This is a genomic window from Phycicoccus sp. M110.8, assembly GCF_032464895.1.
Taxonomy (GTDB): Bacteria; Actinomycetota; Actinomycetes; order Actinomycetales; family Dermatophilaceae; genus Pedococcus.
Map to the genome: position 1 here is coordinate 2,090,136 of NZ_JAWDIC010000001.1, position 23,319 is coordinate 2,113,454.

Below are 23,319 nucleotides of genomic sequence, written 5' to 3' on the forward strand. Positions count from 1 at the left end.
GGAGGTGTGGACGCGGTGCGGAGTCCGGCCGCCGGCTCGCGTCAGGTCGAGGCCGTCTGCGGCACGAGGGTGAGCAGCGTGGCCTCCGGGCGGCAGGCGAACCGCACGGGCGCGTAGGGCGAGGTGCCCAGCCCGGCCGACACGTGCAGCCACGCCGCGTCCTCCGGCGCCGCCCACTGGGCTGGATCGCCGCCACGCAGGTGGACCTCGCCCCACCGGTCGAGCTTCTGGTGCCACTGGGCCCCTCCGGCATACGGCGCGCCTGCACCGGGCCACCAGCGCGACAGGCCCTTCGCCCGGTCGGTGGGCAGGTCGCAGTTCGTGACCAGGGCGCCGTACCCGGGGACGGCCAGCTGGCCGCCGTGGGTGTGGCCGGCGAGGACCAGCCGGGCACCGTCGGCGACCATCGGGTCGAGCACGCGCTGGTACGGCGCGTGGGTCACGCCGACCGTCAGGTCGGCCGACGGCGACGCGGGCCCAGCCACGGCGGCATACCGGTCGGCCCGGATGTGGGCGTCCCCCGTGCCCACGAGCTCGAGCTCCCGCCCGGCCACGGAGACCGTCGTCCGCGCGTTGTCGAGGTCGAGCCAGCCCCCCGCGACCATGCCCTCGCGCAGGTCCTCGGTGGGCAGCCGCAGGCGGCCCGGGGGAGCCTCCGCGTGCCGGCGGGTGAGATAGCGCGCCGGGTTCTTGGGCACCGGCGCGAAGTAGTCGTTCGAGCCCATCACGAACGCTCCGGGGAACCGGAACAGCGGCTCCAGGGCCTCGAGCACGCTGGGCACGGCGTCGAGCGCCGCCAGGTTGTCCCCGGTGTTCACGACCAGGTCAGGGGCGAGCGTCGCCAGCCCGCGCACCCACTCGACCCGTGCCCGCTGCCGCGGCACGAGGTGCAGGTCCGAGACCTGCAGCACCCGGATCGGCGCGGAGCCCGCGGGCAGCACGGGCACGGTGAAGCGCCGCAGCGCGAACCAGTTGCGCTCGACCAGCGCCGCGTACGCCACCGCACCCGCTCCGAGTGCGACCGCGCCGCCGACCGTCGTGCCCACCGTTCGCATCATCGCCAGCCATCCTCGCAAATGTCCCCGCAGGCCGCGCGGATACCCGGTTGCCGCGGCCTGAGAGACTGGCCCTCATGAGCGACAAGAGCCTCAAGGCCACCGTGCAGGACGACCTCACCAGCGCCATCCGCGGCCGCGACCAGGTCCGCGCCGGCACGCTGCGCCTGGCCCTGACCGCGATCACCAACGAGGAGGTCTCCGGCACCTCCGCCCGCGAGCTCACCGACGACGAGGTGCTCAAGGTGCTGGCCAAGGAGGCCAAGAAGCGCAAGGAGGCCGCGGCCGCGTACACCGACGCGAACCGGCCCGAGCTCGCGGCGAAGGAGGAGGCGGAGTACGCCGTCCTCGAGACCTACCTGCCCGCCCAGCTGTCCGACGCCGAGCTCGAGCAGATCGCCGCCGCCGCGGTGGAGGAGACGGGCGCGACCGGTATGCCGCAGATGGGGCAGGTCATGAAGGCGGCCCAGGCGCGGGTCGCCGGCCGGGCCGACGGCGGCCGGGTGGCCGCCGTCGTCAAGGCCGCTCTCTCCGGTCGCTGAGGCGCCCGCGAGAGCGCGACTCCGGGGCCGCCCGGCCCCTCAGGATGTGAGAGGGGCTCCCCACCGGTGGTAGGGAGCCCCTCTCGTGCCGGCGGGCCGGTCAGCCCTTCTTGCCGGGTTTGGTCTTGGTGGGCTTGGGCGTCGGCGTGCTCTTGGTGGTCGGCGGGGGCTGCTGCTGCGCCTGGCCGCTCGACAGGTAGAGCCCGATCGTCGTGCCCTTGGTCGCCGTCCCGCTGGGGTTGGTGTAGACCACGAGCCCGGGCGAGAGGCCGCTGCTCGTGCTGCCCGCGACCTGGGCGCTGAACCCGGCGGCCTGCAGCACCGAGGTGGCCTGGGCGACGGACATCCCGCTGACATAGGGGATGGCGACCTTGTCACCGTTGAGGATCTTGTTGCTCGTCTCGCCGAAGTCGCGGTCGGGCAGGTCGGTCGAGGCGGCCTGGAGGATGCCCTTCCAGATCGGCGCGGCGATGTCGCCACCGAAGACGCCCTTGTACCACTGTCCGGCAAGAGTGATGCCGTTCATGCCTCTCTGGGACCACGGCGTGCCCACCCAGACAGCGGCGGCGCGCTGCGCGGTGTAGCCCACGAACCAGGACTCGATGTGGTTGTCGGTTGTGCCGGTCTTGCCCGCTGCCGGCCGAGAGCCGAGGGAGGCCTTCGTCCCGGTGCCGCTCTTGATGACGCCCTTGAGGAGCTCGGTTGCACCCTTGGCGACGTCCGGGTCGATGACCTGCTGGCACGGCGTGGTGCCGATCTTGACCGGCTTCTTGTCGGGGGTGGTGATCGACAGGATCGGGTTCGGTGGGCAGTACTTGCCCTCGTTGGCGAGGATCGCGTAGGAGCTGGCCAAGGTCATCGGGGTGACGTCACCCGTGCCCAGGACCGACGAGGGATTGCACCCGATCTTGCTGCCGTCACCCTGCAGGAGGTGCATCTTCGTCATCGTGTCGCGCACCTTGGGCGTGCCCAGCTTCAGCATCAGCGACGCGAACGCGGTGTTGATCGAGTCCGCGGTTGCCTTGCGGAACGGGATCGGCTTGCCGCCGACGGCGTAGTCGTTGCGGACGTTCCAATCCACGAGGGAGCCGCAAGCACCCTGCTCCTTGGGGGAGTAGGACGCCGCTTGGTGCGGGGTGGCGAACTTTGAGGGGATGGTGCCGTTGACCGAGATGCCCGTCTGGAGTGCCCGCACGATGGCGTACATCTTGGCCGTGGACCCGAATTGGAAGCCGCTCGTGCCCCCGTACTTGGTGTCGACGTTCCAGTTGACCTGCGTGTAGCCGTAGGCGGTCTGCTGCTTGGACGTGGTCGGGTAGCTCGAGTTCTGCACCATGGCGATGATGCGCCCGGTGCTGGGCTCGAGCAGTGTCGCCGCTGCCCCGACCATGCGAGAGATGCCGGCCTTCGTCTTGTCGTACTGCTTGTCCTTCGGCATCGCCTTGTTGCCCTTGGGCACCCGGGCCGTCAGGTCGGCCAGGGCGGCCTTCTGGACGGTCGGGTCGAGGGTGGTCTGGATCGTCAGACCACCCTGGGTGATGTTCTTGACCCGCTCCGGGACGGTCTTGCCGAGGGCATCGAGGTTGTGGTTGCTCGTGTCCTTGAGGTACGCCATGACGTAGTTGCAGAAGTACGGTTCGCTCGACGCCGCGCAGTTGCTGAGCGGGTCCTTCTTCTTGAGCATCTTCGCCAGCGGGATGGCCTTGGCGGCCTTCCAGTCCTTGTCGTTGATGATGCCGAGCTCGTGCATGCGGTCGAGGACGACGTTGCGGCGGGCCTGGGCACGCTCGGGACCGTTGTTGAACGGGTCGGTGCGGCTCGGGTTCTGCACCAGGCCGGCCAGGGTGGCGGCCTGCGGCAGGTTGAGCTTGCTCGCGGGGACCGAGAAGTAGTGCTCGGCCGCCGCCTGGATGCCATACGCGAGGTCTCCGTAGTAGGCGAGGTTGAGGTAGCCCGCGAGGATCTGGTCCTTGGTCATCTCCTTCTCGAGGGTGACCGCGTACTTGATCTCCTGGATCTTGCGGGCCGCGCTGACCCGGACCGCGGCGTCGGCCGCCTCCTTGTCGTTGTTCCGCAGGGCGTTCTCCTGCAGCGTCAGCTTCACGTACTGCTGCGTCAGCGTGGACGCACCCTGGACGTCGTGGCCCTGGAAGTTCGACACGGCGGCGCGGGTGATGCCCCGCGGATCGACGCCGCCGTGCTCGTAGAACCGGCTGTCCTCGATCGCGACCTGGGCCTTCCGCATGATCGGCGCGACCTGGTCGAGGCGGACGATGACCCGGTTCTCCTCCTGCGGCGTCGCCAGCACCCGGCCGCGGGCGTCGACGATGCGTGACTGCTGCGACAGCGGTGACGTGCTGAACTCGCTCGGCAGGTCGTCGAAGGCCTTCACGCCCGCGGTGGCGACACTGCCGGTCGCGCCGACGGCGGGGATGAGCAGTCCGGCCGCCAGCAGGCCCATGACCAGCGCCGTGGCGACGAAGGCTCCGAGCAGGCTGACGACGTTCCCGAGGTTGGCGGCGCGTCCAGGCATGTGCCAAGGGTAACTGCCGATTCGTCCCGGTCCCGGGTGGCGGGACGCCGGGGTCCCGGGCAGGGCGGCGGCGGGGTTCGCGCAACGTGCCACGACAGGGCTGGTCAGGACCACGAAACGGTGTGGTTCGCAATGACTAGTCCCTTCGGTCATCGCAGAACTACACGAATGGACCATGTCCCGGAACCGCCCGAATTCCTATCGTTTTCGAACGTCGACAACGACGTCAGACGCACGGAAACGCGTCTGGAGCACAGCTGGAGGGGCACCAGGATGACGATCGCACCGGAGCAGGACATGCGGCAGCGTCCCCACGGGTCCGCGTGGGTCGACGACTGGGCGCCGCTGGGTGCGTGCTCCACGTCGGACCCGGACGCACTCTTCGTCCAGGGCGCGGCCCAGCAGACCGCCAAGGTCGTCTGCCAGCGCTGCCCGGTGATCGCCGAGTGCCTGGCCGACGCGCTGGACAACCGCACCGAGTTCGGCGTCTGGGGTGGCATGACCGAGCGCGAGCGCCGGGCCCTGCTCAAGCGCCGGCCCAACATCACCTCGTGGGCGGCCCTGTTCGCCCAGCACCGCTCGGCCCAGATCGAGACCGCCTGACCCTCGCGCCACCCGGCGCCGGCGCCGCCGGAGCTCGCCAGCGCTGACCGCGCGACCGCTCCGGCGTCGCGACCGCTCCGGTCGGCCCGGTGCGCTCAGCGTGCGGTGAGGGCCGAGCCCATCGTCCGCAGGCCGTCCAGGTCGTGGATGTCGCCACCGCTGGCCGGCACCTCGACCACCGGTATGCCGGGGTGCCCCGCGGTGAAGCGCCGCACCAGCCGCTCCTGCCGCTCGGCCGTCTCGGCCAGGTCCGCGTGCAGCCGCAGCAGGTCCTGCGTCACCTCCGCGCTCGCCGACCGGGGCTCCAGCGTGGTGAGCTGGTCGAGGGCGGCCCGCGCCTGCGGCGCGGAGATGGCCGCCGCCACGCGCTGGATCCGGTTCACGACGAGGCCGGCGAGCGGCATACCCTCCTCGTCCAGCCGGCCGGCGAAGAACGAGGCCTCGCGCAGCGCGTCCCGCTCGGGCGCCGCCACCACGAGGAACGCGGTCTCGGGCCGCTTGAGCAGCGCGTAGGTCTGGTCGGCCCGCTCGCGGAAGCCGCCGAACATGGTGTCCAGCGCGGCCACGAACGTCTGCACGTCCTGCAGGAGCTGGCCGCCGAGCAGCTTCGACATCGTGCTCGTGACCATGCCGACGCCCATGCTGAACACCTTGAGCCCGGCGCGCCCGCTGGCCTTGGCCGGCGTCGAGATGAGCCGGATGAAGCGGCCGTCGAGGAACGAGCCGAGCCGCTTGGGCGCGTCGAGGAAGTCCAGCGCCGAGCGGGACGGCGGGGTGTCGACGATGACGAGGTCCCAGCGGCCGTCGCGGTCGGCCTGCGCCCGCAGCTGGCCCAGCTTCTCCATGGCCATGTACTCCTGCGTTCCGGCGAAGGAGCTGGAGACGGCCTGGTAGAAGGGGTTGGCGAGGATCTGCGCGGCCTTCTCGGGGGTGGCGTGCTGCTCGACCACCTCGTCGAAGGTGCGCTTCATGTCGAGCATCATCGCGTCGAGTGACCCGCCCATCGAGGTGTCGACGCCGGACACCGGTCGGGGCGTGTTGTCGAGCTCGGTGAGCCCGAGCGACTGGGCGAGCCGGCGGGCCGGGTCGATCGTGAGGACGACGACCTTGCGCCCCTGCTCGGCCGCCCACAGGCCGAGCGCCGCCGCGGTGGTGGTCTTGCCGACGCCGCCGGCGCCGCAGCAGACCACGATCCGGGTCGCGGGGTCGCGCACGAGGGAGGCGACGTCGAAGCCGTTCGCGGCGCCGCGGGCGCCCGTGCCGGCCACGTCAGACCAGCCCCTGCTCGGCGGCGGCGCCGGCCAGCAGCGCGATGCCACCGGACTCGACGCCCTCGGGCAAGTACGGCAGGCGGGCCACGAGACGGCCCTGCTCCCGGACGACCTCGGCCAGCCGCTCCTCGAGGTCGAGCCGGTCGCGGTACTCGCGCGCCTCGGTGACCAGCGCTGCAGCCATCCCGTTGGTGACGGCCACCCCTGCGGCCTTGAGGTCGGACGCCACGCCGGTCGTGGGGCGCGAGCGCCCGATGGCGCGCAGGGTGGGCTCGGACAGCAGCGGCTCGCGGACCTGGTTGACGACGATCGCCCCCAGGGGCAGCTGGGCCGACCGCAGCTCGGCGAGGGCGTCGACGGTCTCCTGCACCGGCATCTCCTCGAGCAGGGTGACGACGTGCACGGCCGTGGTGTGGCTGCGCACCATGCGGGTGATCGAGTCGGCCTGGCTGCGGATCGGGCCGACCCGGGCCACGTCGGCCACCTCGGCGTTGACGTTGAGGAAGCGCACGACCCGGCCCGTGGGCGGGGCGTCCAGCACGACGGCGTCGTAGGCGAGCTCGCCGTGCGGCCGGCCCGAGCGCGTGTCGCGGCCGCCCGCCCGACGGCCCGCCGCCTCGTAGACCTTGCCGATGAGCAGCACGTCGCGGACGCCGGGAGCGATGGTCGTGGCGAAGTCGATGGCGCCGAACTTCTCCAGCACCGACCCGGCGCGGCCCGCCTTGTAGAACTTCTGGAGGTACTCCAGCAGCGACTCCTTCGGGTCCACCGACAGGCCCCACACCTCACCGCCGCTGCGGTCGTGCAGGATCCGGGTCTCGGTGTGCCCGAGCGGCGGCACGTCGAACGTCTGCGAGATCCCCTGCCGTCCCTCGACCTCGGCGATGAGGACCCGGCGTCCCTGACGGGCCAGCGCGACGGCGACGGCCGACGCGACGGTGGTCTTGCCGGTGCCGCCCTTGCCCGTGACGACGTGCAGCCGCACGTGGGACAGGTCGGGGTGGGCCATGCGGCAAGCCTAGGAGGCGAGCAGGTCGACCGCTGCGAGCACCTGCCCGAAGGCGGGGTGCTCGGGGTCGATGAGCCCGTAGTGACCCCCGTCCGCCACCGGGCGCAGGCGCACCGAAGGCCCGTGGTGCGCCGCGGCATACCGCTCGCTGAGCTCGAACGGCACGACGTCGTCGTCGCGGGCGTGGACGACGAGGGCGGGCACGTTCGGGCCGAGCCGCACGGGGTCGGCCGCGGCGTAGGCCTCGGGGACCTGCTCCGGGGTGCCGCCGAGGAAGGCCTGGATGGCGTCCCCGCCGACGTCGGTGGCCTGACCGTGCGCCAGGTCGAGGACGCCGGCGAGGCTGACCACGCCGCGCAGCCCGTGCGCCCACGGCTGGGCCGCCGCCCAGGCGACGAGCTGGCCGCCTGCCGAGTGCCCGACCATCACGATCGGGGAGCGGCCCACCTGCGGGTCGCTGCGGATCGCGGCCAGGGCGTCGCGGACGTCCTCGGCGGTGCCCGGCCAGCCCCCGCCGGGGACGCCCGGGCGGCGGTACTCGACGACCGCGACGGGGTAGCCCGCGTCGGCGAAGGCCTGCGCCTGCCGGCTCGCGTGCGCCCGGTCGTACTCCGCGCGCCAGAAGCCGCCGTGCACGACGACGACCGTGAGGCCGCGGGTCGCGTGGGCCGGCAGCCGCACGTCGTACACCTGGTCGGGGTGCTCGCCGTATGCCGTGGTGCGGGCCGGCGGCGCGGCCCGTTCGTCGAGCACCTCGATGGGGTCACGGGCCATGGCGACCATCCTCTCAGCGGTGGCTAGGCTGCGACACATGAAGAAGTTCGAGTACGCCACGGTGCCGCTCATCGTGCACGCGACCAAGCAGATCCTCGACCAGTGGGGCGAGGACGGCTGGGAGCTCGTGCAGGTCCTGTCCGGCGACGGTGGCAACCTCGTCGCCTACCTGAAGCGGGAGAAGGCCTGACATGAGTGCTGTCGAAGACCGCCTGGCCGAGCTCGGCCTGTCCGTCCCCGAGGTCGTGCCGCCGGTCGCGGCGTACGTCCCCGCGGTGCAGGACGGCCGGCGCATCTACACCTCGGGCCAGCTCCCGATGCAGTCCGGCGCCCTCGTCCAGACCGGCAAGGTCGGCGACGGCCACGGGCTCGTCCCGGCCGAGGACGCGAAGAAGCTCGCCGAGCTGTGCGCCCTCAACGCGATCGCCGCCGTCAAGGCGGTCGTGGGTGACCTCGACAAGGTCGCCCAGGTGGTCAAGGTCGTCGGCTTCGTGGCCTCCGACCCGTCGTTCACCGGCCAGCCCGGCGTCATCAACGGCGCCAGCGAGCTGCTCGGGAAGGCGTTCGGGGACAAGGGCGTCCACGCCCGGTCGGCCGTCGGCGTGGCCGTGCTGCCGCTCGACGCCCCGGTCGAGGTCGAGATCGTCGTCGCGCTCGAGGACGACTGACCTGTCCGACATGGTGACCCGGGAGTTCCCGGTCGCCGAGTCGCCGACGCTGCGCGAGCGCGCGGAACGGTGGCTGGCGGCCGGGGACCCGGTGACGCCCGTCGAGCCCCGCAGCGCCGCGACCGTCATGGTCGTGCGGGACGGGTCGACCTCCGTCGAGGTCTTCATGCTGCGCCGGGTCGCGACGATGGCGTTCGCGCCGCGGATGATGGTCTTCCCCGGCGGCGGAGTCGACCCCCGTGATGCCGCCCCCGACCTGCCGTGGGCCGGCCCGTCGCCCGCGGAATGGGCGGCGCTGATGCAGGTCGAGGAGGGCACCGCCCGCGAGCTGGTCGCGGCGGCGGTGCGCGAGGTCTTCGAGGAGTGCGGCGTCCTGCTGGCCGGCCCGTCGCCCGAGGTCGTCATCGACGACGTGAGTGGCGAGCACTGGCACGCCCAGCGCCAGCGGCTGCTGTCCCGGGAGGCCTCGCTGTCGGAGGTCCTGCGCGAGCACGACCTCGTGCTGCGCTCGGACCTGCTGGGCTACCGCGCCCACTGGGTGACCCCCGAGTTCGAGGCGCGGCGCTACGACACCCGGTTCTTCTCCGCCCTCCTGCCGCAGGGGCAGCGGGCCGACGACCTCACCTCCGAGGCCGACGTCGCCGACTGGGTGCAGCCGGGCGAGCTGGTCGCCGCCTGGCGCGACGGCGCCGCGCTCATGCTGCCGCCCACCGTGGTCGCGGTCGAGGAGGTCGCCGCCGCCGGGTCGGCCGCGGCGTTCGTCGCCGAGCGGCCGCGCATCGCGCGCGTCCAGCCCGAGCTGGTCGACACCGGCGACGGCCTGGTCCTGCGCGCGGAGCTGCCGCGGTGAGCCCGACCCCGCCACCGGCCCCGTCGGCCGCCGTGGGGGACTGGCACGGCGGACGGGTCACCGAGCGGGCGCTCTGCGTGCTCGCGCCCAACCCCAGCCCGATGACCCTCGACGGCACGAACACGTGGGTCCTGCTCGAGCCGGGCGCGACCGAGGCGGTCGTCATCGACCCCGGGCCGCTGCACGAGGAGCACCTGCGCCGAGTCGTCGCCGAGGTCGAGGCGCTCGGCGCCCGGGTGGGCGCGACGATACTGACGCACGGGCACGCCGACCACGCCGAGGGGGCGGAGCGGTTCGCGGAGCTGACGGGGGCGCCCACGCGGGCCGTCGGGCGCGGCCACGACGACCTCGCCGACGGCGACGCGGTCCGGGTCGGTGGCCTCGAGCTGCGGGTGGTGGCCACCCCGGGCCACACGTCCGACTCCCTGTCCTTCGCCCTGCCCGCCGACTCCGCCCTGCTCACCGGCGACACGGTCCTCGGGCGCGGCACCACGGTGGTGGCGCACCCGGACGGCGAGCTCGCGGCATACCTCGACTCGCTCGAGCGCATCGCCGCGCTCACCGGCGGCGGCGCGGTGACCTCGATCCTGCCCGGGCACGGCCCGGTCGTGCCGGACGCGTCGGCGATGGTCGCGTTCTACCGCGTCCACCGGGCCGAGCGGCTCGAGCAGGTGCGCCAGGCGCTCGCCGACGGCGCGGCGCAGGCGCCGGACGTCGTGCAGGCGGTCGTGGAGCGCGTGTATGCCGACGTGCCCCGCGAGGTCTGGCCGGCGGCCGCGCAGAGCGTGGCGGCCCAGCTGGAGTACCTGCGCGCCCGGGCCTGAGCCCGGCGTCGGGTCAGCGGGCGCGGCGCCTGAGCCGCTCGACGTCCATGAGGAGGACGGCGCGGGCCTCGAGCCGCAGCCAGCCGCGGGTGGCGAAGTCGGCCAGCGCCTTGTTGACCGTCTCGCGGGAGGCGCCGACGAGCTGGGCCAGCTCCTCCTGGGTGAGGTCGTGCGCCACGAGGACGCCCTCCTCGACCGGCCGGCCGAAGCGGGCGGACAGGTCGAGCAGCGCCTTGGCGACGCGACCCGGAACGTCGGTGAAGACGAGGTCGGCGAGGTTCTCGTTGGTGCGCCGCAGCCGCTGGGCCAGCGCGGCCAGCAGGACCTTGGCCACGCCGGGGCGACCCTCGAGCAGGCCGTTGAGGTCCTCGTTGCCGAGACCGAGCAGCTGCGTCTCAGCCACCGCCGTGGCGGTCATGGTGCGCGGGCCCGGGTCGAAGAGCGAGAGCTCGCCGAACATCTCGCCGGGGCCCAGGATCGCGACGAGGTTCTCGCGGCCGTCGGCCGAGCGGCGGCCGAGCTTGATCTTTCCCTCGCGGATCACGTAGAGCCGGTCGCCCTGGTCGCCCTCGTGGAACAGCACGTCGCCGCGCTCGAGCCGCGTCTGCGACATCGACCGCATCAGGGTCGACGAGGCCTCGTCGTCGAGGGCTGCGAACAGCGGGGCCTTCTTCACCACGTCGTGATCCACGGGCGACAGTGTGCCACGAGAGGGACTGCGCGCCACGAGAAGCGCGCTGTGGTGGGAACGTTCGCGTCCTCGGGCGTGGCGAGCCGGCCGCTGGACGCGCGCGGTGGGCGTCGTCAGGTGCCTGTCAGGCTTCGCCCGTAGGCTGTCCCGGTGCCAGGACCCCGTGCCCGCGACGTCGCGCAGGAGACCCCGCTCGCCCGGACCCGCCGCGCCCGGCGGATGTACAAGCTGCTCCACGAGCGGTACCCGTACGCCCACTGCGAGCTCGACTTCGAGAACCCGCTCCAGCTCCTCGTCGCCACCGTGCTCTCGGCGCAGACGACCGACGTCATGGTCAACAAGGTGACGCCGACCCTCTTCGCCCGCTACCCCGACGCGGCCGCGCTCGCCGCTGCCGACCGCGAGGAGCTCGAGACGCTGCTCAAGCCGACCGGCTTCTTCCGGGCCAAGACGAACTCCGTGATGCGGCTCGCCGCCGACCTCGTCGAGCGCTTCGACGGCGAGGTCCCGCCGCGGATGAAGGACCTCGTCACCCTCCCCGGCGTCGGGCGCAAGACCGCGAACGTCGTGCTGGGCAACGCGTTCGGCATCCCGGGCATCACCGTCGACACCCACTTCGGCCGGCTCGTCCGCCGCTTCGGCTGGACCGCCGAGGAGGACCCGGTCAAGGTCGAGCAGGTCGTCGGCGAGCTCATCCCCCGCAAGGAGTGGACGATGCTCAGCCACGTCCTGATCTTCCACGGCCGCCGCACCTGCCACGCCAAGAAGCCCGCCTGCGGCGCGTGTCCCATCGCCTCCCTCTGCCCGTCGTACGGCATCGGAGAGGTCGACCCGGTCAAGGCGGAGAAGCTGCTCAAGTTCGAGCTCGCGCCGGGGGCCGCCAACCCGTATGCCGCCGACCTGCCGGGGGTGCCGTCACCCGACGCCCCTGTGGGTGCCGCGGCGGGCGGCGCCGTCGACGGCATACCGGGCGTCGTCCCGGACGTTGTGCAGGCATGACCCGACCCGCCTGGATCGACCGCGCGCGTGACGCCATCGCCACGGCGGACTCCGGCTACTTCGAACGCTTCTCGCCACCCGAGGAGGGCGGCCGGCAGTCGAGCGTGCTCATCCTCTTCGGCCCGCACGACGGCGGCGGCGAGGACGTCGTCCTCACCCAGCGCGCCCACACGCTGCGCAGCCAGCCGGGCGACGTCTCCTTCCCCGGCGGCAAGCGCGAGCCCTCCGACGCGACTCCGGCGGATGCCGCCCTGCGCGAGACGCACGAGGAGGTCGGCATCGACCCGGGCACGGTCGACGTGGTGGCCGAGCTGCCCGACATCTACCTGTCGCCGCGGCAGTTCGTCGTGACCCCGGTGCTCGGCTGGTGGCGCGAACCAGGACCGGTCGACGCCGTCGACCCCCGCGAGGTGCACCGGGCCGTGCGGGCGCCGTTGGCGCACCTGCTCGACCCGGCCGCCCGGTTCACGGTGACGCACCCCAGCGGCTACCGGGGCCCGGGGTTCGAGTTCGACGGCCTGTTCATCTGGGGGTTCACGGCCGGGTTGCTCTCCGCCGTGCTCGATTTCGGTGGGCTGACCGTTCCGTGGGACCGTGACGTTGAGCGACCGCTGCCTGACAGCTACCGTCCGGGGGGTCGACGAGACGCCCTGACCCAGACTGCGACGGAAGGCCGGAGCTAGATGTTCCTCGGACTGACCGTCCTGGACTACGTCCTGATCCTGCTGTTCGCCAGCTACGCCGTCACCGGGTACCGCCAGGGCCTCGTCGTCAGCGTGCTGTCCCTGGCGGGGTTCCTCGCCGGGGGTGCGCTGGCCATGTGGCTGCTGCCGCTCGCGGTCAACCAGTGGGCGGCGCTCGATGCCTCGCCCCTGCTGCGGTCGGTCGTGCTCATCGCCGGGGTGTTCATCCTCGCGTCCGTGGGCCAGGCCGCCTTCGTGGCGGTCGGCGGCCGGCTGCGCCGCGCAGTGCGCATCCGCCCCGCGCGCGCGGTCGACTCCGGCTTGGGCGCCGTCGTGGTCGTGCTCTCCGCCGCGGTGCTGGTGTGGTTCATCGCGGGCGCGCTGCGCGGGGGTGCCCCGGCGCCGATCGCCAAGGCCATCGGTGAGTCCCGGGTGCTGGCCACGATCGACCGCGTCGTGCCACCGCAGACCTCACGGCTGTTCGCCGGGTTCCGCGAGGTGCTCGACCGCGAGGGCTTCCCGCGGGTGTTCGACGGGCTGCAGAGCGAGCGGATCACGCCCGTGGCGCCGCCCGACCCGTCGGTCGCGCAGACCGCCGGGGTGCGCGAGGCCTCGGCTTCGATCATCAAGATCACCGGCGTCGCCGAGTCGTGCAACCGCGGCCAGGAGGGCAGCGGCTGGGTCGTCGCGCCGGAGCGTGTGGTCACCAACGCCCACGTGGTGGCCGGCATGACCCGGGCGACGCTGCGCATCCACGGCACCGGGCGGTCCTACACCGGCCGAGTCGTGCTCTTCGACGCCCGCCGCGACCTCGCGGTCCTCGCCGTCCCCGGCCTGCCGGCCCAGCCGCTGCGCCAGGGCCCGGACCTGCGCCGGGGGCAGGGCGGCGTGGTCGCCGGGTTCCCGCTCGACGGCCCGTACCGCCTCGACGCCGCGCGCGTGCGCGAGGTCGTCCAGGCGCGCGGCTCGGACATCTACGGCCGCCCCGGCACCAACCGCGAGGTCTACTCGCTCTACGCGCAGGTGCGCCCCGGCAACTCCGGCGGCCCGCTGCTGAGCGCCGACGGCCGCGTCGTCGGTGTCGTCTTCGCCAAGTCGCTCGACGACGCCAGCACCGGCTACGCGCTCACCATGGACGAGGCCCGGCCCGTCCTCGACGCGGCCGCGTCGGCGAGCACCCCGGTCGGCACCGGCCCCTGCGTCGCCGGCTGACCGGCCGCTTGCTCGGAGGTGCACGTGGCCGCGGGTCCGGCGCAATACGGCAGTTGCTGACGTGGAACGGCAGTTCTGAAGCCCCGTTTCGTGCCAGCAACTGCCGTTTTGCCGAGGCGGGGCCGGCGGGCTGCAACCTGCCGAGGGCCCAGGCCCCTGCCTCAGCCGAGGTCGCCGAGCCAGCGGACCAGGTGGCGGTTGACCCGTTCGGGCGCCTCCTCGGGCAGGAAGTGCCCGACCCCGGGCAGCAGGTGCCGCTCGAACCGGCCCTCGCAGTACGCCTCGGACCCACCGGCCGACGACGGCAGCACCGCCCGGTCGTGCTCGCCGTGCAGCTGCAGCACGGGCACCCGGATCGGCGTGCGCATGCGGGCGGCGAACCGCCAGCCGTCGGGCCGCAGCTGGCTGCGAACCACCCAGCGGTAGTACTCCGCCGCGGAGTGCGCCACGAACGGCAGCGCCATCGCGTCGGAGTACAGCTTCGCCTCCTCGGGTGAGGGCCAGATGCCCTCGGGGCTGGCCCACTCCCGCAGCAGCCGCTGGACGTAGCCGCCGTGCACCGTCATCTGCCGCTCCGGCACGAACGGCCGCTGCAGCCCGCCGAGGTAGGCGTTGGCGCGCAGCTGACCGGCGTGGCTGAACGAGGCCTTGCGGAAGACCAGCGGGTGCGGCATCGACAGCGACGCCACGGCCCGGGTCACGGTCGGCTGCAGCGTCGGCATGCTCCACGCGATCCAGCCGCCCCAGCCGTGGCCGACGACCGCGGCGGAGGAGGCGCCGAGCGAGCGCAGCACGCTCGCCACGTCGGTGGCCGAGGTGTAGGTGTCGTACCCGCGGGGCGGCTTGTCGGAGGCGCCGTAGCCGCGCAGGTCCAGGGCGCAGGCGCGGTAGCCGGCCTCGGCCAGCGCGACCATCTGGTGCCGCCAGGCCCACCAGAACTGCGGGAACCCGTGCAGCAGCAGCACCGTCGGGCCCTCACCCAGCTCGGCGACGTGGAAGCGCGCACCGTTGGCCGCGACGAAGCGGTGCTCCCACGGGCCCTCGACCAGGGCCAGGGACGCGTCGAGGCTCATCGCGTGCGGGTCGGGTCCGGTGCGGTGGGGCTCAGGACGCGCCCTTGATCGCGTCGATGGTCTGCTCGGCGTTCTTGATGGTCCGCTCCGGCTTGCCCTTCATCCGCTTGAGCTGCGAGCGCCCCACCATGGCGAGGATCCCCGCGATGGCGAAGAGCAGCGCGGTGGTGATGAGGTAGGCGGCCCACTCGGGAAGCCAGATGTCGAGGACCGCGACGACCGTGTGGAAGAGGAAGATCAGCCCGAGCAGCCCGACGAAGGCGGCCCCGGCGAACATCCCGGCCCCGGTCCCGGCCTTCTTCACGTCGGCGGTGATCTCGGCCTTCGCCAGCGCGATCTCGCTGCGGACGATGGTCGAGACGTCGTGGGTGGCGTCGGCGACGAGCTGTCCGATGGTGCGTTCGGGCGTGTCCTGCGGGGAGGTCATGCGCCTTCACCTGCGCTTTCGTCCGGTCGGGTGGGCCACGACCACCCTAGCCGCGTGAGGTCGGCTCCACATCCGGCGCGGCCTGGTAGCAGTCCGGTATGCCGTCGCCGTCCTCGTCGCGCGTCTCCAGCTCGGCGAGCCTGCGGTACACCCGGTTGCGCGCCCGCAGGACGACCGTCGCGAGGCACGCGGAGACGAGCGACCCGGTGAGGACGGCGAGCTTGACGTGCTCGTCACGCGGGCTGCCGGCCCCGAACGCGAGCTCGCCCACGAGCAGCGAGACGGTGAAACCGATCCCGGCGAGCAGCGACAGGCCGACGACGTCCCACCAGGCGAGGTCCTCGTCGAGCTCGGCCCGCGTGAACCGGGCGAAGGCCCAAGTGCCGCCGAGCACCCCGACCAGCTTGCCGACGACGAGGCCGAGCACCACGCCGATCGCCGCGGCGTCGGTCACCGTCGCGCCGGCGCCGCCACCCACGACGCGCACCCCGGCGGCGAAGAAGGCGAAGACCGGCACCGCCACCCCCGCGGACAGCGGCCGCAGCCGGTGCTCGAACCGCTCGGCCACGTCGAGGTCGCGGGGCAGCGTGCTCAGCCGCTCGGGCACGCGCGCCCGGGGCCGCACCGGCACGACCAGCCCGAGGAGCACGCCCGCCACGGTGGCGTGGATCCCGGAGGCGTGGACCAGCGCCCACGTCGCCACCGCCAGCGGCACGAGCAGCCACCACCGGGCGACCCGCCGCTGCACCAGCCAGGCGAAGGCGGCCAGCGGGACGAGCGCCAGGCCGAGGGCGGGCAGGTCGAGGGAGTCGGTGTAGAAGACGGCGATGATCGTGATGGCCACGAGGTCGTCGACCACGGCCAGGGTGAGCAGGAACGAGCGCAGCGCCGAGGGCAGGTGGGTGCCGATCACCGCGAGCACCGCGAGGGCGAAGGCGATGTCGGTCGCGGTCGGCACGGCCCACCCGCGCAGGGCGTCGCCCCCGGCACCCACGACGGTGACGCTCCCGGCATACACGAGGGCGGGCACGGCCACCCCGCACAGGGCGGCGGCGACGGGGAGGGCGGCGCGCGCGGGGTCGCGCAGCTCGCCCACGAGGAACTCGCGCTTGAGCTCGAGCCCGGCCACGAAGAAGAAGAGCGCGAGCAGCCCGTCGGCTGCCCACTGCCCGACCGTGAGGTCGAGGTGCAGCGCGTGCGGCCCGAACGTGGTGTCCCGCAGCCCCGCGTATGCCGTGTGCCACGGCGAGTTGGCCCAGACCAGTGCCGCGACGGCCGCGACGAGCAGGAGGGCGCCACCGACGGTCTCGGTGCGCAGGGCCTCCGCGACGCGTTGGGCCTCGGCCCAGCTGGACCGGGCGAACAGGCGGGGCTTGGTGGTCAGGCTCACGAGGGGCCTTTCAGGGGAGGCAGCACGAAGGACGTGTCGACCAGACTTCCCGACGCACCGTGGTCCAGCCTACCGGTCGAGGGGAGCCCGGGCCGCAGCCAGCAGCCCGTCGAACATCGTTGCCAGCGCGGCCTCCTCCTCGGGCCCGGCGCCGACGACACCGTCGAGCGTGAGGGTGTCGTCGAAGGACAGGCCGGGCCCGTCGACGACGACCATCTTGACGCGCTCGAGGGTCTGCCGCAGCGCCGACTTCGCGTACGACGCGCCGTGCCAGCCGTAGCCGACGCACGCCACGGGCAGGCCCTCCCACTCGGCGTAGAGGTAGTCGACCGCGTTCTTCAGGGCCGCGTTGTAGCCGCGGTTGTACTCGGGCATGACGAGGACGAGCGCGTCGGTCGCGAGCATGGCCGCCGACCAGCGACGGGTGTGCTCGTGGGCGTAGTTGCCGTCGGCCGGCTGCCCCGGCTCGTCGAGGAACGGCAGGTCGAGCTCGCGTAGGTCGTGGACGGTGACGTCGAGGTCGTCGGGCACCCGGGCGAGGACCCAGTCGGCGACGTGGTGGCCGATGCGGGTCGGCCGGGTGCTGGCGATGACGACGGACAGGCGGGGACGACCCATGCCGGCAGCCTAGGTGGAGGCCTCAGCCGGAGGTGAGCCGCTCCACCCACTCGGGCGGCCACGGCGCGCTCTGCGGACGGCCGGGGCCGCTGCGGTCGAGGTGCACCGTGACGTACCGGCCCCTGGCGGCCCGCACCCGCGGCGTCCCCTCGAACTCCTCGCCCCAGACCTCGAAGGAGAACATCATCGACGACGTGCCCAGCTCGGTCACGGTGACGGTGGTGGTCACCTCCTGGCCGAAGAACAGCGGCGCCTCGAAGTCCGCCTCGAACCGGACCCGCGGCGCGACGGGGAAGTACCCGTCGAGGCCGCGCTCGCGGGCCAGCGACGCCTCTGCCGACTCGACCAGCCGGGTGACGGTGCTGTTGTGGTAGATCCCGGCGGCGTCGGTGTCGATCCACTCGATCCGGGAGCGCAGCGTCGCGCTGGCGTTCGGCGTCCTCACACCGACACGGTCTCAGGCGCCGGCGCGGTGGGCGTCCCCGCCCCTGCCGCCTCGGGGGCTCCTGTCGCCTTGGCACCGGGGCGCCAGCGCAGGTGGACCTGGCCCTGCTCGCCCTCGCGCAGCAGCGCGAGCCGCGGCGGCACCCGGTCGGTGCGCGAGGTCGGCGGACGGCGACGCCCCGCCTTCCAGGGGTCGGGCCACTCGGCGGCCGGCCCGGCATACCCCTGCTCGGCGGCGGCGTGGAGGGTCCACTGCGGGTCGTAGAGGTGGGTGCGCCCGAGGGCGCACAGGTCGGCGCGACCGGCGAGCAGGATCGAGTTGACGTCGTCGTACGAGGAGATGGCGCCGACCGCGATGACGGCGACACCAGCGGGCCGCGCGACCTCGTGGCGGATGCGGTCGGCGAACGGTGTCTGGTACGACCGGCCGAACGCCGGCTTCTCGTCCTGGGTGACCTGGCCGGACGAGACGTCGATGGCCGCGGCGCCGTGCTCGATGAAGGCGCGCGCGATCTCGACGGCGTCGTGCTCGGTGTTGCCGTCGGGGACCCAGTCGGTCGCCGAGATCCGCACGGTGACCGGCACCGGCTCGGGCACGACCTCGCGCACCGCGTCGAAGACCTCGAGCGGGAAGCGCAGCCTGTTCTCCAGCGACCCGCCGTACTCGTCGGTGCGCACGTTCGAGATCGGCGACAGGAAGGACGACAGCAGGTAGCCGTGGGCCGCGTGCACCTCGACGAGGTCGAAGCCGGCCTCGACGCCACGTCGGGCGGCGTCCCGGAAGTCGGCGACGACCTTGTCCATGTCGGCCCGGGTCATCTCGCGCGGCACGTGGGTGGCCTCGCCGTAGGGCAGCGCCGACGGGCCGACGACCTCCCAGTTGCCGTCGGGCAGCGGCTCGTCCATGCCCTCCCACATGAGCTTCGTCGAGCCCTTGCGGCCGGAGTGGCCCAGCTGGAGCCCGATCTTGGCGGTGCTGCGCTCGTGCACGAACCGGGTGATCCGCGCCCACGCGTCGCGCTGCTCGTCGTCCCACAGGCCGGGGCAGCCGAGGGTGATGCGGCCCTCGGGAGAGACGCAGGTCATCTCCGACATGACCAGGCCGGCGCCGCCGAGGGCCTTGGAGCCCAGGTGCACGAGGTGGAACTCGCCCGGCACGCCGTCGACCGCGACGTACATGTCCATGGGGGAGAGCACGACGCGGTTCTTCAGCTCCAGCGCGCCGATCCGCACCGGCTGGAACATCGCCGGCGCCTCCTCGTCCGGTGACGACGGGGCGGCGCTGCCGGCAGCCGCCGGCGCCGCGGCGAGGTCACCGGCGACCTGCCGTGCGTAGGCCGCCCGGATGCGGGCGGCGAACTCCGCGTCGCGCTCCTCGAGGTTGGCGTAGGTGATCCGGCGCGAGCGGGTGAGCAGGTTGAAGACGAACGAGTCGTGGTCCTGGTCGGCGGCGTACATCCCGATGTTCTCGAACCACTCCAGGCTGGCCTGGGCCGCGCGCTGGGTCGACTCCACGACCGGCTTGCGCTCCTCCTGGTATGCCGTGAGCGCCGCCTCGACGGTCGGGTGCTCGTGCAGGCAGGCGGCCAGGGCGAGGGCGTCCTCCATGGCCAGCTTGGTGCCGGAGCCGATGGAGAAGTGGGCGGTGTGGGCGGCGTCGCCGAGCAGCACGACGTTGCCGTGGTGCCAGGACTCGTTGCGGACCGTGGTGAAGCTGATCCACTTCGAGTTGTTCGTCAGGATGCGGTGGCCGTGCAGGTCGTCGGCGAAGATCTCGGCGACCCGCTGCACGGCGTACTCGTCGGAGACCCCGGGCGGGAAGACCTCGTGCTCGGTGCGGTCGAAACCCGCTGCGCGCCAGACGTCCTCGTGCATCTCGACGATGAAGGTCGAGCCCTGGTCGGAGTACGGGTACCCGTGGATCTGCATGGTCCCGAACTCGGTGTTGCGGACGATGAACTGGAACGCCTCGAAGACGAGGTCGGTGCCGAACCAGATGTACTTGTTGTGCCGGCGGTCGAGGCTGGGGCCGAAGGCGTCGGCATACCTCGTGCGCACCTGCGAGTTGAGGCCGTCGGCGGCCACGACGAGGTCGTGCGTCGCGCGCAGCTCCTCGGTGTCGGGCGCCTCGGTGCGGTAGTGGACGACCACGCCGAGCTCGGCGGCGCGGGCCTGGAGCAGCCGCAGCAGCTCCTTGCGGCTCATCGCCGCGAAGCCCTGGCCGCCGATCGTCGAGGACCGCCCGTCGACGCTGACGTCGATGTCGGTCCAGCGCGCGAACTGCCGCTCCATCGCGGCGTGGATCGTGGTGTCGGCGTTCTCGATCCCGCCGAGCGTCTCGTCGGAGAAGACGACGCCGAAGCCGAAGGTGTCGTCGGGGGCGTTGCGCTCCCAGACGGTGACCTCGTGGGCCGGGTCGAGCTGCTTCATCAGGGCGGCGAGGTAGAGCCCACCGGGCCCCCCGCCGACGACTGCGATCCTCATGACGTCTCCTTGCCGGCCGTGCCGGCGGTGTCGGACAGGCCGGCCGCGCCGGCGGTGTCGGCTGGGTCGGCCTGGGCGTGCTGCGCCTGCTCGCGCAGCTTGAAGTGCTGGAGCTTGCCGCTGGTGTTCCGGGGCAGCCGGTCGACGAAGCGGACCCGCCGCGGGTACTTGTACGGGGCGAGGGTGGCCTTGACGTGGTCCTGGATCTCGCGGACCTTGGCGTCGTCGCCGACGACGCCCTCGCGCAGGACGACGAAGGCGCTGACGATCGAGCCGCGCTCGGCGTCGGGCTCGCCGACCACCCCGACCTCGACGACGTCGGGGTGGGCGTCGATCGCCGCCTCGACCTCGGGAGCGCCGATGTTGTAGCCGGAGGAGACGATCATGCTGTCGGTGCGGGCGCGGTAGAAGAAGTAGCCGTCCTCGTCCTGCACGAAGGTGTCACCGGTGACGTTCCACCCGTCGACGACGTAGCCGAGCTGGCGCTCGTCGTCGAGGTAGCGGCAGCCCACCGGGCCGATCACCGCGAGGCGCCCCTCGGTGCCGGGCGGGACGGGACGGTCGTCGGGGCCGAGGATCGTGGCGCGGTACCCGGGGACCGGCCTGCCGGTGCTGCCCGCGCGGATGTCGTCGCCGGCCGCGGAGATGAAGATGTGCAGCATCTCGGTGGCGCCGATGCCGTCGATCACCTTGAGCCCCAGCTCGTGGTGGATCGTCTCCCACACGTCCTGGGCGATGTGCTCGCCGGCGCTGACGGCCTTGCGCAGGCCGCGCAGGCGCCCGAGGTTGCCGCTCTTGATGACCTGCTTGTATGCCGTGGGCGCGGTCGCGAGGACGGTCACCCCGTGCTCCTCGACGATCTCGGCGAGCTGGACCGGCGTGGCGGCCTCGGTGAGCAGGGCGCAGGCGCCGGCCCGCAGCGGGAAGACGACGAGCATGCCCAGCCCGAACGTGAAGGCGAACGGCGCGGTGCAGGCGACCACGTCGTCGGCCTCGAGGCGCAGGACGTGCCGGCCGAAGGTGTTGTCGATCGACAGGATGTCGCGCTGGAAGTGCGTGGTGATCTTGGGGACGCCGGTGCTGCCCGACGTCGGGCCGAAGAGGGCGACGTCGTCGGCTGCGGTGTCCACGGCCTCGAACTCGCCGGACTTCGTGGCAGCGCGGCGGGTGAGGTCGTCGGCGGAGTCGCCGGCGTAGGGGACGACGACCAGGTCGGGCGCGACGGTGTCACGCACGGCGTGGACGTCCTCGACGAAGCGGTGGTCGACGAGGGCGACCGACGGCTGTGTCTTCTCCACGATCGGCCCCAGCTCGCGGGCGCGCAGGGCGGCCATGGTCGTGACGACCACCCCGCCGGCCTTGAGCGTGCCGAGCCAGGCGGCGACGGTCCACGGCGTGTTGGGGGCGCGCAGCAGCACGCGGTTGCCCGGGACGAGCCCGAGGTCCTCGGTGAGGACGGCAGCGACCTGGTTGGTGCGGGTGAGCAGCTCGCCGTAGGTCCACACCGTGCCGTCGGGCGTGCGGAGCGCGGGGCGGTCAGGGCCGTGGGTGCGGATGGTCTCGTCGAGCAGCTCGACGGCGGCGTTGAGCCGCTCGGGGTACTGCAGGTCCGGGGTCGTGAACTCGAGCACCGGCCACTGCTCGGCCGGCGGCAGGTGGTCGCGGGCGAACGTGTCGACGTGGCCGCTCGGCGACAGGCCGGGCCGGGGACGGGTGGGGGTGGACGACATCACGAGCCTCCGGAGCTGGTGCGGATCATGCCTTCCTGCACGACGGTCGCCAGGTGCTCGCCGTCGGGGGTGAAGAAGCGGCCGAGGCCCACACCACGGCCGGTGTCGGCGGCGACGGCCTCCTGCGCGTAGAGCAGCCAGCCGTCGAGGACGCCCGGACCGGGCGCGCGGTGGAACCACATGGCGTGGTCGAGGCTGGCCGTGACCAGGCCGGGCTGCGCCCACGGCACCCCGAGCACCCGCAGCACCGGCTCGAGGATCGTGTAGTCGCAGACATAGGCGAGCGCCGCGAGGTCGCGCTGCGCGTCGGTGAGCCCGTCGACCGGCCGCAGGGCGTCGAACGGCTTGACCCACACGGCCTGCTGGGGCGCGCGGCCGCCGTCGACCTCGACGTAGACCGGGCCCGGGACGTGCCGCATGTCGAAGCTGCGCCCGCCCGCCCAGTACCCCTTGGACTCCGCGGTCATCGTCGTGCCGTCGCCCGGCACCACGTCCGCGAGGTATGCCGCGGAGCTGGGCAGCGACTCCGGTGCCGGTACGCCGGTGGGCGCGGCCGCGGCATACCGGCCTCCCTCCTCGCCGGCGGCGAAGCTGGCGAGGCAGGCGTAGGCGGGCTTGCCGTTCTGGAACGCGCGGACCTGCCTGGTCGCGTAGCCGCGTCCGTCGCGCAGTACCTCGACCTCGTAGGTGACCGGCGCCCCGATGTCGACCGGGCGCATGAAGTAGCTGTGCATCGAGTGCATGGCCTTGCCGTCGGTGACCGTGAGCATGGCCGCCGCGGCGGCCTGCGCCACCATGTCGCCGCCGTAGGCCTTCGGCCACGGGCACGGCTGGGTCGTGGCGGTGAAGGCCACGTCGAAGTGGTGCGGCTCGGTGGGGGTGAGGACCAGCGCAGCGGCGAGGACCTCGGACGTGGGTCCGCTCACGGGCGGTCCACCCAGTTGCGCAGGGCGGCGTCGTCGACCTGCGGGAGGTTGACGACGATGTTCTCGGGGGTGCGCGTGGTCATCCAGGTGAGGGGGTTGTTGCGGTCGAGGTTGCACTCGACGTGGGGCATGAAGGGCGGCACGAAGACCCAGTCGCCCTCCTCCATGTCGAGGTAGTCCTCGAACCGCTCCCCGAAGTAGATGCGGGCCCGGCCGGAGAGGACGTAGCCGCCGGTCTCGGCCTCGCCGTGGTGGTGGGGGACCGAGCGGTAGCCGGCCTCGTTGCTGACCTTGCCGAACCAGAGCCGCTTCGCCGGCGTGTGCTGGATGCTGACGCCCGAGACGCGCGTGGCGCCGCCCGACTGGCCCGTGTCGCCGAGCTCTGAGCCGGCCCGGGTCACGACCGGGACGACGAGGCCGTTCTCGCTCGCCCAGGGGGTGGGGTCGCCCTCGAGCTGGTACTTGCTGAAGTCGGGTTCCACGGGAGCTCCTTGGTCGTCAGGTGGGGCTGGG

The 23,319-nt window shown here is 72.9% G+C and carries 24 protein-coding genes; 9 read left to right on the forward strand and 15 right to left on the reverse strand.

From position 1 onward, the window contains the following. Positions 1-41: 41 nt before the first annotated feature. A complete protein-coding gene (locus RKE38_RS09980) occupies positions 42-1,055 on the reverse strand; it encodes a metallophosphoesterase (protein ID WP_316007629.1) in 1,014 nt (337 codons plus the stop codon). Positions 1,056-1,132: 77 nt separating this feature from the next. Between RKE38_RS09980 and RKE38_RS09985 the strand changes: the two genes are divergently transcribed. After that, entirely contained in the window at positions 1,133-1,597 is a 465-nt protein-coding gene (locus RKE38_RS09985; protein ID WP_316007271.1) for a GatB/YqeY domain-containing protein, read from the forward strand. Positions 1,598-1,697: 100 nt separating this feature from the next. Here RKE38_RS09985 and RKE38_RS09990 read toward each other — a convergent pair whose 3' ends face one another. Then, positions 1,698-4,130, reverse strand: a complete 2,433-nt coding sequence (locus tag RKE38_RS09990; RefSeq protein WP_316007272.1) for a transglycosylase domain-containing protein — start codon at positions 4,128-4,130, stop codon at positions 1,698-1,700. Between the two features lie 273 nt (positions 4,131-4,403). Here RKE38_RS09990 and RKE38_RS09995 point away from each other — a divergent pair, with 273 nt between their 5' ends. Continuing rightward, a complete protein-coding gene (locus RKE38_RS09995) occupies positions 4,404-4,733 on the forward strand; it encodes a WhiB family transcriptional regulator (protein ID WP_316007273.1) in 330 nt (109 codons plus the stop codon). Positions 4,734-4,828: 95 nt separating this feature from the next. Here RKE38_RS09995 and RKE38_RS10000 read toward each other — a convergent pair whose 3' ends face one another. From RKE38_RS10000 to RKE38_RS10010, 3 genes are read right to left on the reverse strand one after another with little or no spacing between them, the layout of a single operon-like run. Continuing rightward, positions 4,829-6,001 (reverse strand): ArsA family ATPase, encoded by a 1,173-nt coding sequence (locus RKE38_RS10000; RefSeq protein ID WP_316007274.1) that lies wholly within the window; start codon positions 5,999-6,001, stop codon positions 4,829-4,831. A gap of 1 nt (position 6,002) precedes the next feature. Beyond that, positions 6,003-7,013, reverse strand: coding sequence for an ArsA-related P-loop ATPase (locus RKE38_RS10005; RefSeq protein WP_316007275.1), 1,011 nt, complete (start codon positions 7,011-7,013; stop codon positions 6,003-6,005). Positions 7,014-7,022: 9 nt separating this feature from the next. Continuing rightward, a complete protein-coding gene (locus tag RKE38_RS10010) occupies positions 7,023-7,787 on the reverse strand; it encodes an alpha/beta hydrolase family protein (RefSeq protein WP_316007276.1) in 765 nt (254 codons plus the stop codon). A gap of 37 nt (positions 7,788-7,824) precedes the next feature. Between RKE38_RS10010 and RKE38_RS10015 the strand changes: the two genes are divergently transcribed. The 4 genes from RKE38_RS10015 to RKE38_RS10030 are packed head-to-tail and all read left to right on the forward strand — an operon-like array spanning position 7,825 to position 10,129. Continuing rightward, entirely contained in the window at positions 7,825-7,977 is a 153-nt protein-coding gene (locus tag RKE38_RS10015) for a hypothetical protein (RefSeq protein ID WP_316007277.1), read from the forward strand. A gap of 1 nt (position 7,978) precedes the next feature. Further along, positions 7,979-8,455 (forward strand): RidA family protein, encoded by a 477-nt coding sequence (locus RKE38_RS10020; protein ID WP_316007278.1) that lies wholly within the window; start codon positions 7,979-7,981, stop codon positions 8,453-8,455. 10 nt (positions 8,456-8,465) lie between these two features. Then, positions 8,466-9,305: an NUDIX domain-containing protein gene (locus RKE38_RS10025; protein WP_316007279.1), complete on the forward strand. Its 840-nt coding sequence runs from the start codon at positions 8,466-8,468 to the stop codon at positions 9,303-9,305. Continuing rightward, a complete protein-coding gene (locus RKE38_RS10030) occupies positions 9,302-10,129 on the forward strand; it encodes an MBL fold metallo-hydrolase (protein ID WP_410055439.1) in 828 nt (275 codons plus the stop codon). Before RKE38_RS10025 ends, RKE38_RS10030 begins: the two co-directional genes overlap by 4 nt. A 13-nt stretch (positions 10,130-10,142) precedes the next feature. On the opposite strand, the gene RKE38_RS10035 is transcribed toward RKE38_RS10030, so the two are convergent. Beyond that, a complete protein-coding gene (locus tag RKE38_RS10035; protein WP_316007280.1) occupies positions 10,143-10,820 on the reverse strand; it encodes a Crp/Fnr family transcriptional regulator in 678 nt (225 codons plus the stop codon). Positions 10,821-11,039: 219 nt separating this feature from the next. Between RKE38_RS10035 and nth the strand changes: the two genes are divergently transcribed. The 3 genes from nth to RKE38_RS10050 are packed head-to-tail and all read left to right on the forward strand — an operon-like array spanning position 11,040 to position 13,714. Next, positions 11,040-11,819 carry an endonuclease III gene (nth, locus tag RKE38_RS10040; RefSeq protein ID WP_316007631.1) on the forward strand — a complete coding sequence of 260 codons (780 nt, stop codon included), beginning with the start codon at positions 11,040-11,042 and terminating at the stop codon, positions 11,817-11,819. Further along, positions 11,816-12,502, forward strand: coding sequence for a CoA pyrophosphatase (locus RKE38_RS10045; protein WP_316007281.1), 687 nt, complete (start codon positions 11,816-11,818; stop codon positions 12,500-12,502). The genes nth and RKE38_RS10045 overlap by 4 nt, the downstream gene beginning before the upstream one ends. After that, positions 12,503-13,714, forward strand: a complete 1,212-nt coding sequence (locus RKE38_RS10050; protein ID WP_316007282.1) for a MarP family serine protease — start codon at positions 12,503-12,505, stop codon at positions 13,712-13,714. Positions 13,715-13,875: 161 nt separating this feature from the next. On the opposite strand, the gene RKE38_RS10055 is transcribed toward RKE38_RS10050, so the two are convergent. The 9 genes from RKE38_RS10055 to RKE38_RS10095 form a co-directional block, all read right to left on the reverse strand. Further along, positions 13,876-14,787: an alpha/beta hydrolase gene (locus RKE38_RS10055; protein ID WP_316007283.1), complete on the reverse strand. Its 912-nt coding sequence runs from the start codon at positions 14,785-14,787 to the stop codon at positions 13,876-13,878. A 31-nt stretch (positions 14,788-14,818) separates the two neighbouring features. After that, positions 14,819-15,214, reverse strand: a complete 396-nt coding sequence (locus tag RKE38_RS10060) for a phage holin family protein (RefSeq protein WP_316007284.1) — start codon at positions 15,212-15,214, stop codon at positions 14,819-14,821. A gap of 46 nt (positions 15,215-15,260) precedes the next feature. Continuing rightward, positions 15,261-16,604, reverse strand: coding sequence for a Na+/H+ antiporter NhaA (nhaA, locus tag RKE38_RS10065; RefSeq protein WP_316007285.1), 1,344 nt, complete (start codon positions 16,602-16,604; stop codon positions 15,261-15,263). Positions 16,605-16,673: 69 nt separating this feature from the next. Further along, entirely contained in the window at positions 16,674-17,222 is a 549-nt protein-coding gene (locus RKE38_RS10070; protein ID WP_316007286.1) for an NAD(P)H-dependent oxidoreductase, read from the reverse strand. A 22-nt stretch (positions 17,223-17,244) separates the two neighbouring features. Next, entirely contained in the window at positions 17,245-17,667 is a 423-nt protein-coding gene (locus RKE38_RS10075; RefSeq protein WP_316007287.1) for an acyl-CoA thioesterase, read from the reverse strand. After that, positions 17,664-20,150 carry a bifunctional salicylyl-CoA 5-hydroxylase/oxidoreductase gene (locus RKE38_RS10080; protein WP_316007288.1) on the reverse strand — a complete coding sequence of 829 codons (2,487 nt, stop codon included), beginning with the start codon at positions 20,148-20,150 and terminating at the stop codon, positions 17,664-17,666. Before RKE38_RS10080 ends, RKE38_RS10075 begins: the two co-directional genes overlap by 4 nt. Further along, the gene (locus RKE38_RS10085) at positions 20,147-21,880 is read right to left on the reverse strand and encodes an AMP-binding protein (RefSeq protein ID WP_316007289.1); all 1,734 of its coding nucleotides are present in this window, start codon (positions 21,878-21,880) and stop codon (positions 20,147-20,149) included. The genes RKE38_RS10080 and RKE38_RS10085 overlap by 4 nt, the downstream gene beginning before the upstream one ends. Beyond that, positions 21,880-22,806, reverse strand: coding sequence for an acyl-CoA thioesterase (locus tag RKE38_RS10090; RefSeq protein ID WP_316007290.1), 927 nt, complete (start codon positions 22,804-22,806; stop codon positions 21,880-21,882). Before RKE38_RS10090 ends, RKE38_RS10085 begins: the two co-directional genes overlap by 1 nt. Next, positions 22,803-23,288 carry a cupin domain-containing protein gene (locus RKE38_RS10095; protein WP_316007291.1) on the reverse strand — a complete coding sequence of 162 codons (486 nt, stop codon included), beginning with the start codon at positions 23,286-23,288 and terminating at the stop codon, positions 22,803-22,805. Before RKE38_RS10095 ends, RKE38_RS10090 begins: the two co-directional genes overlap by 4 nt. Positions 23,289-23,319 lie beyond the last annotated feature (31 nt).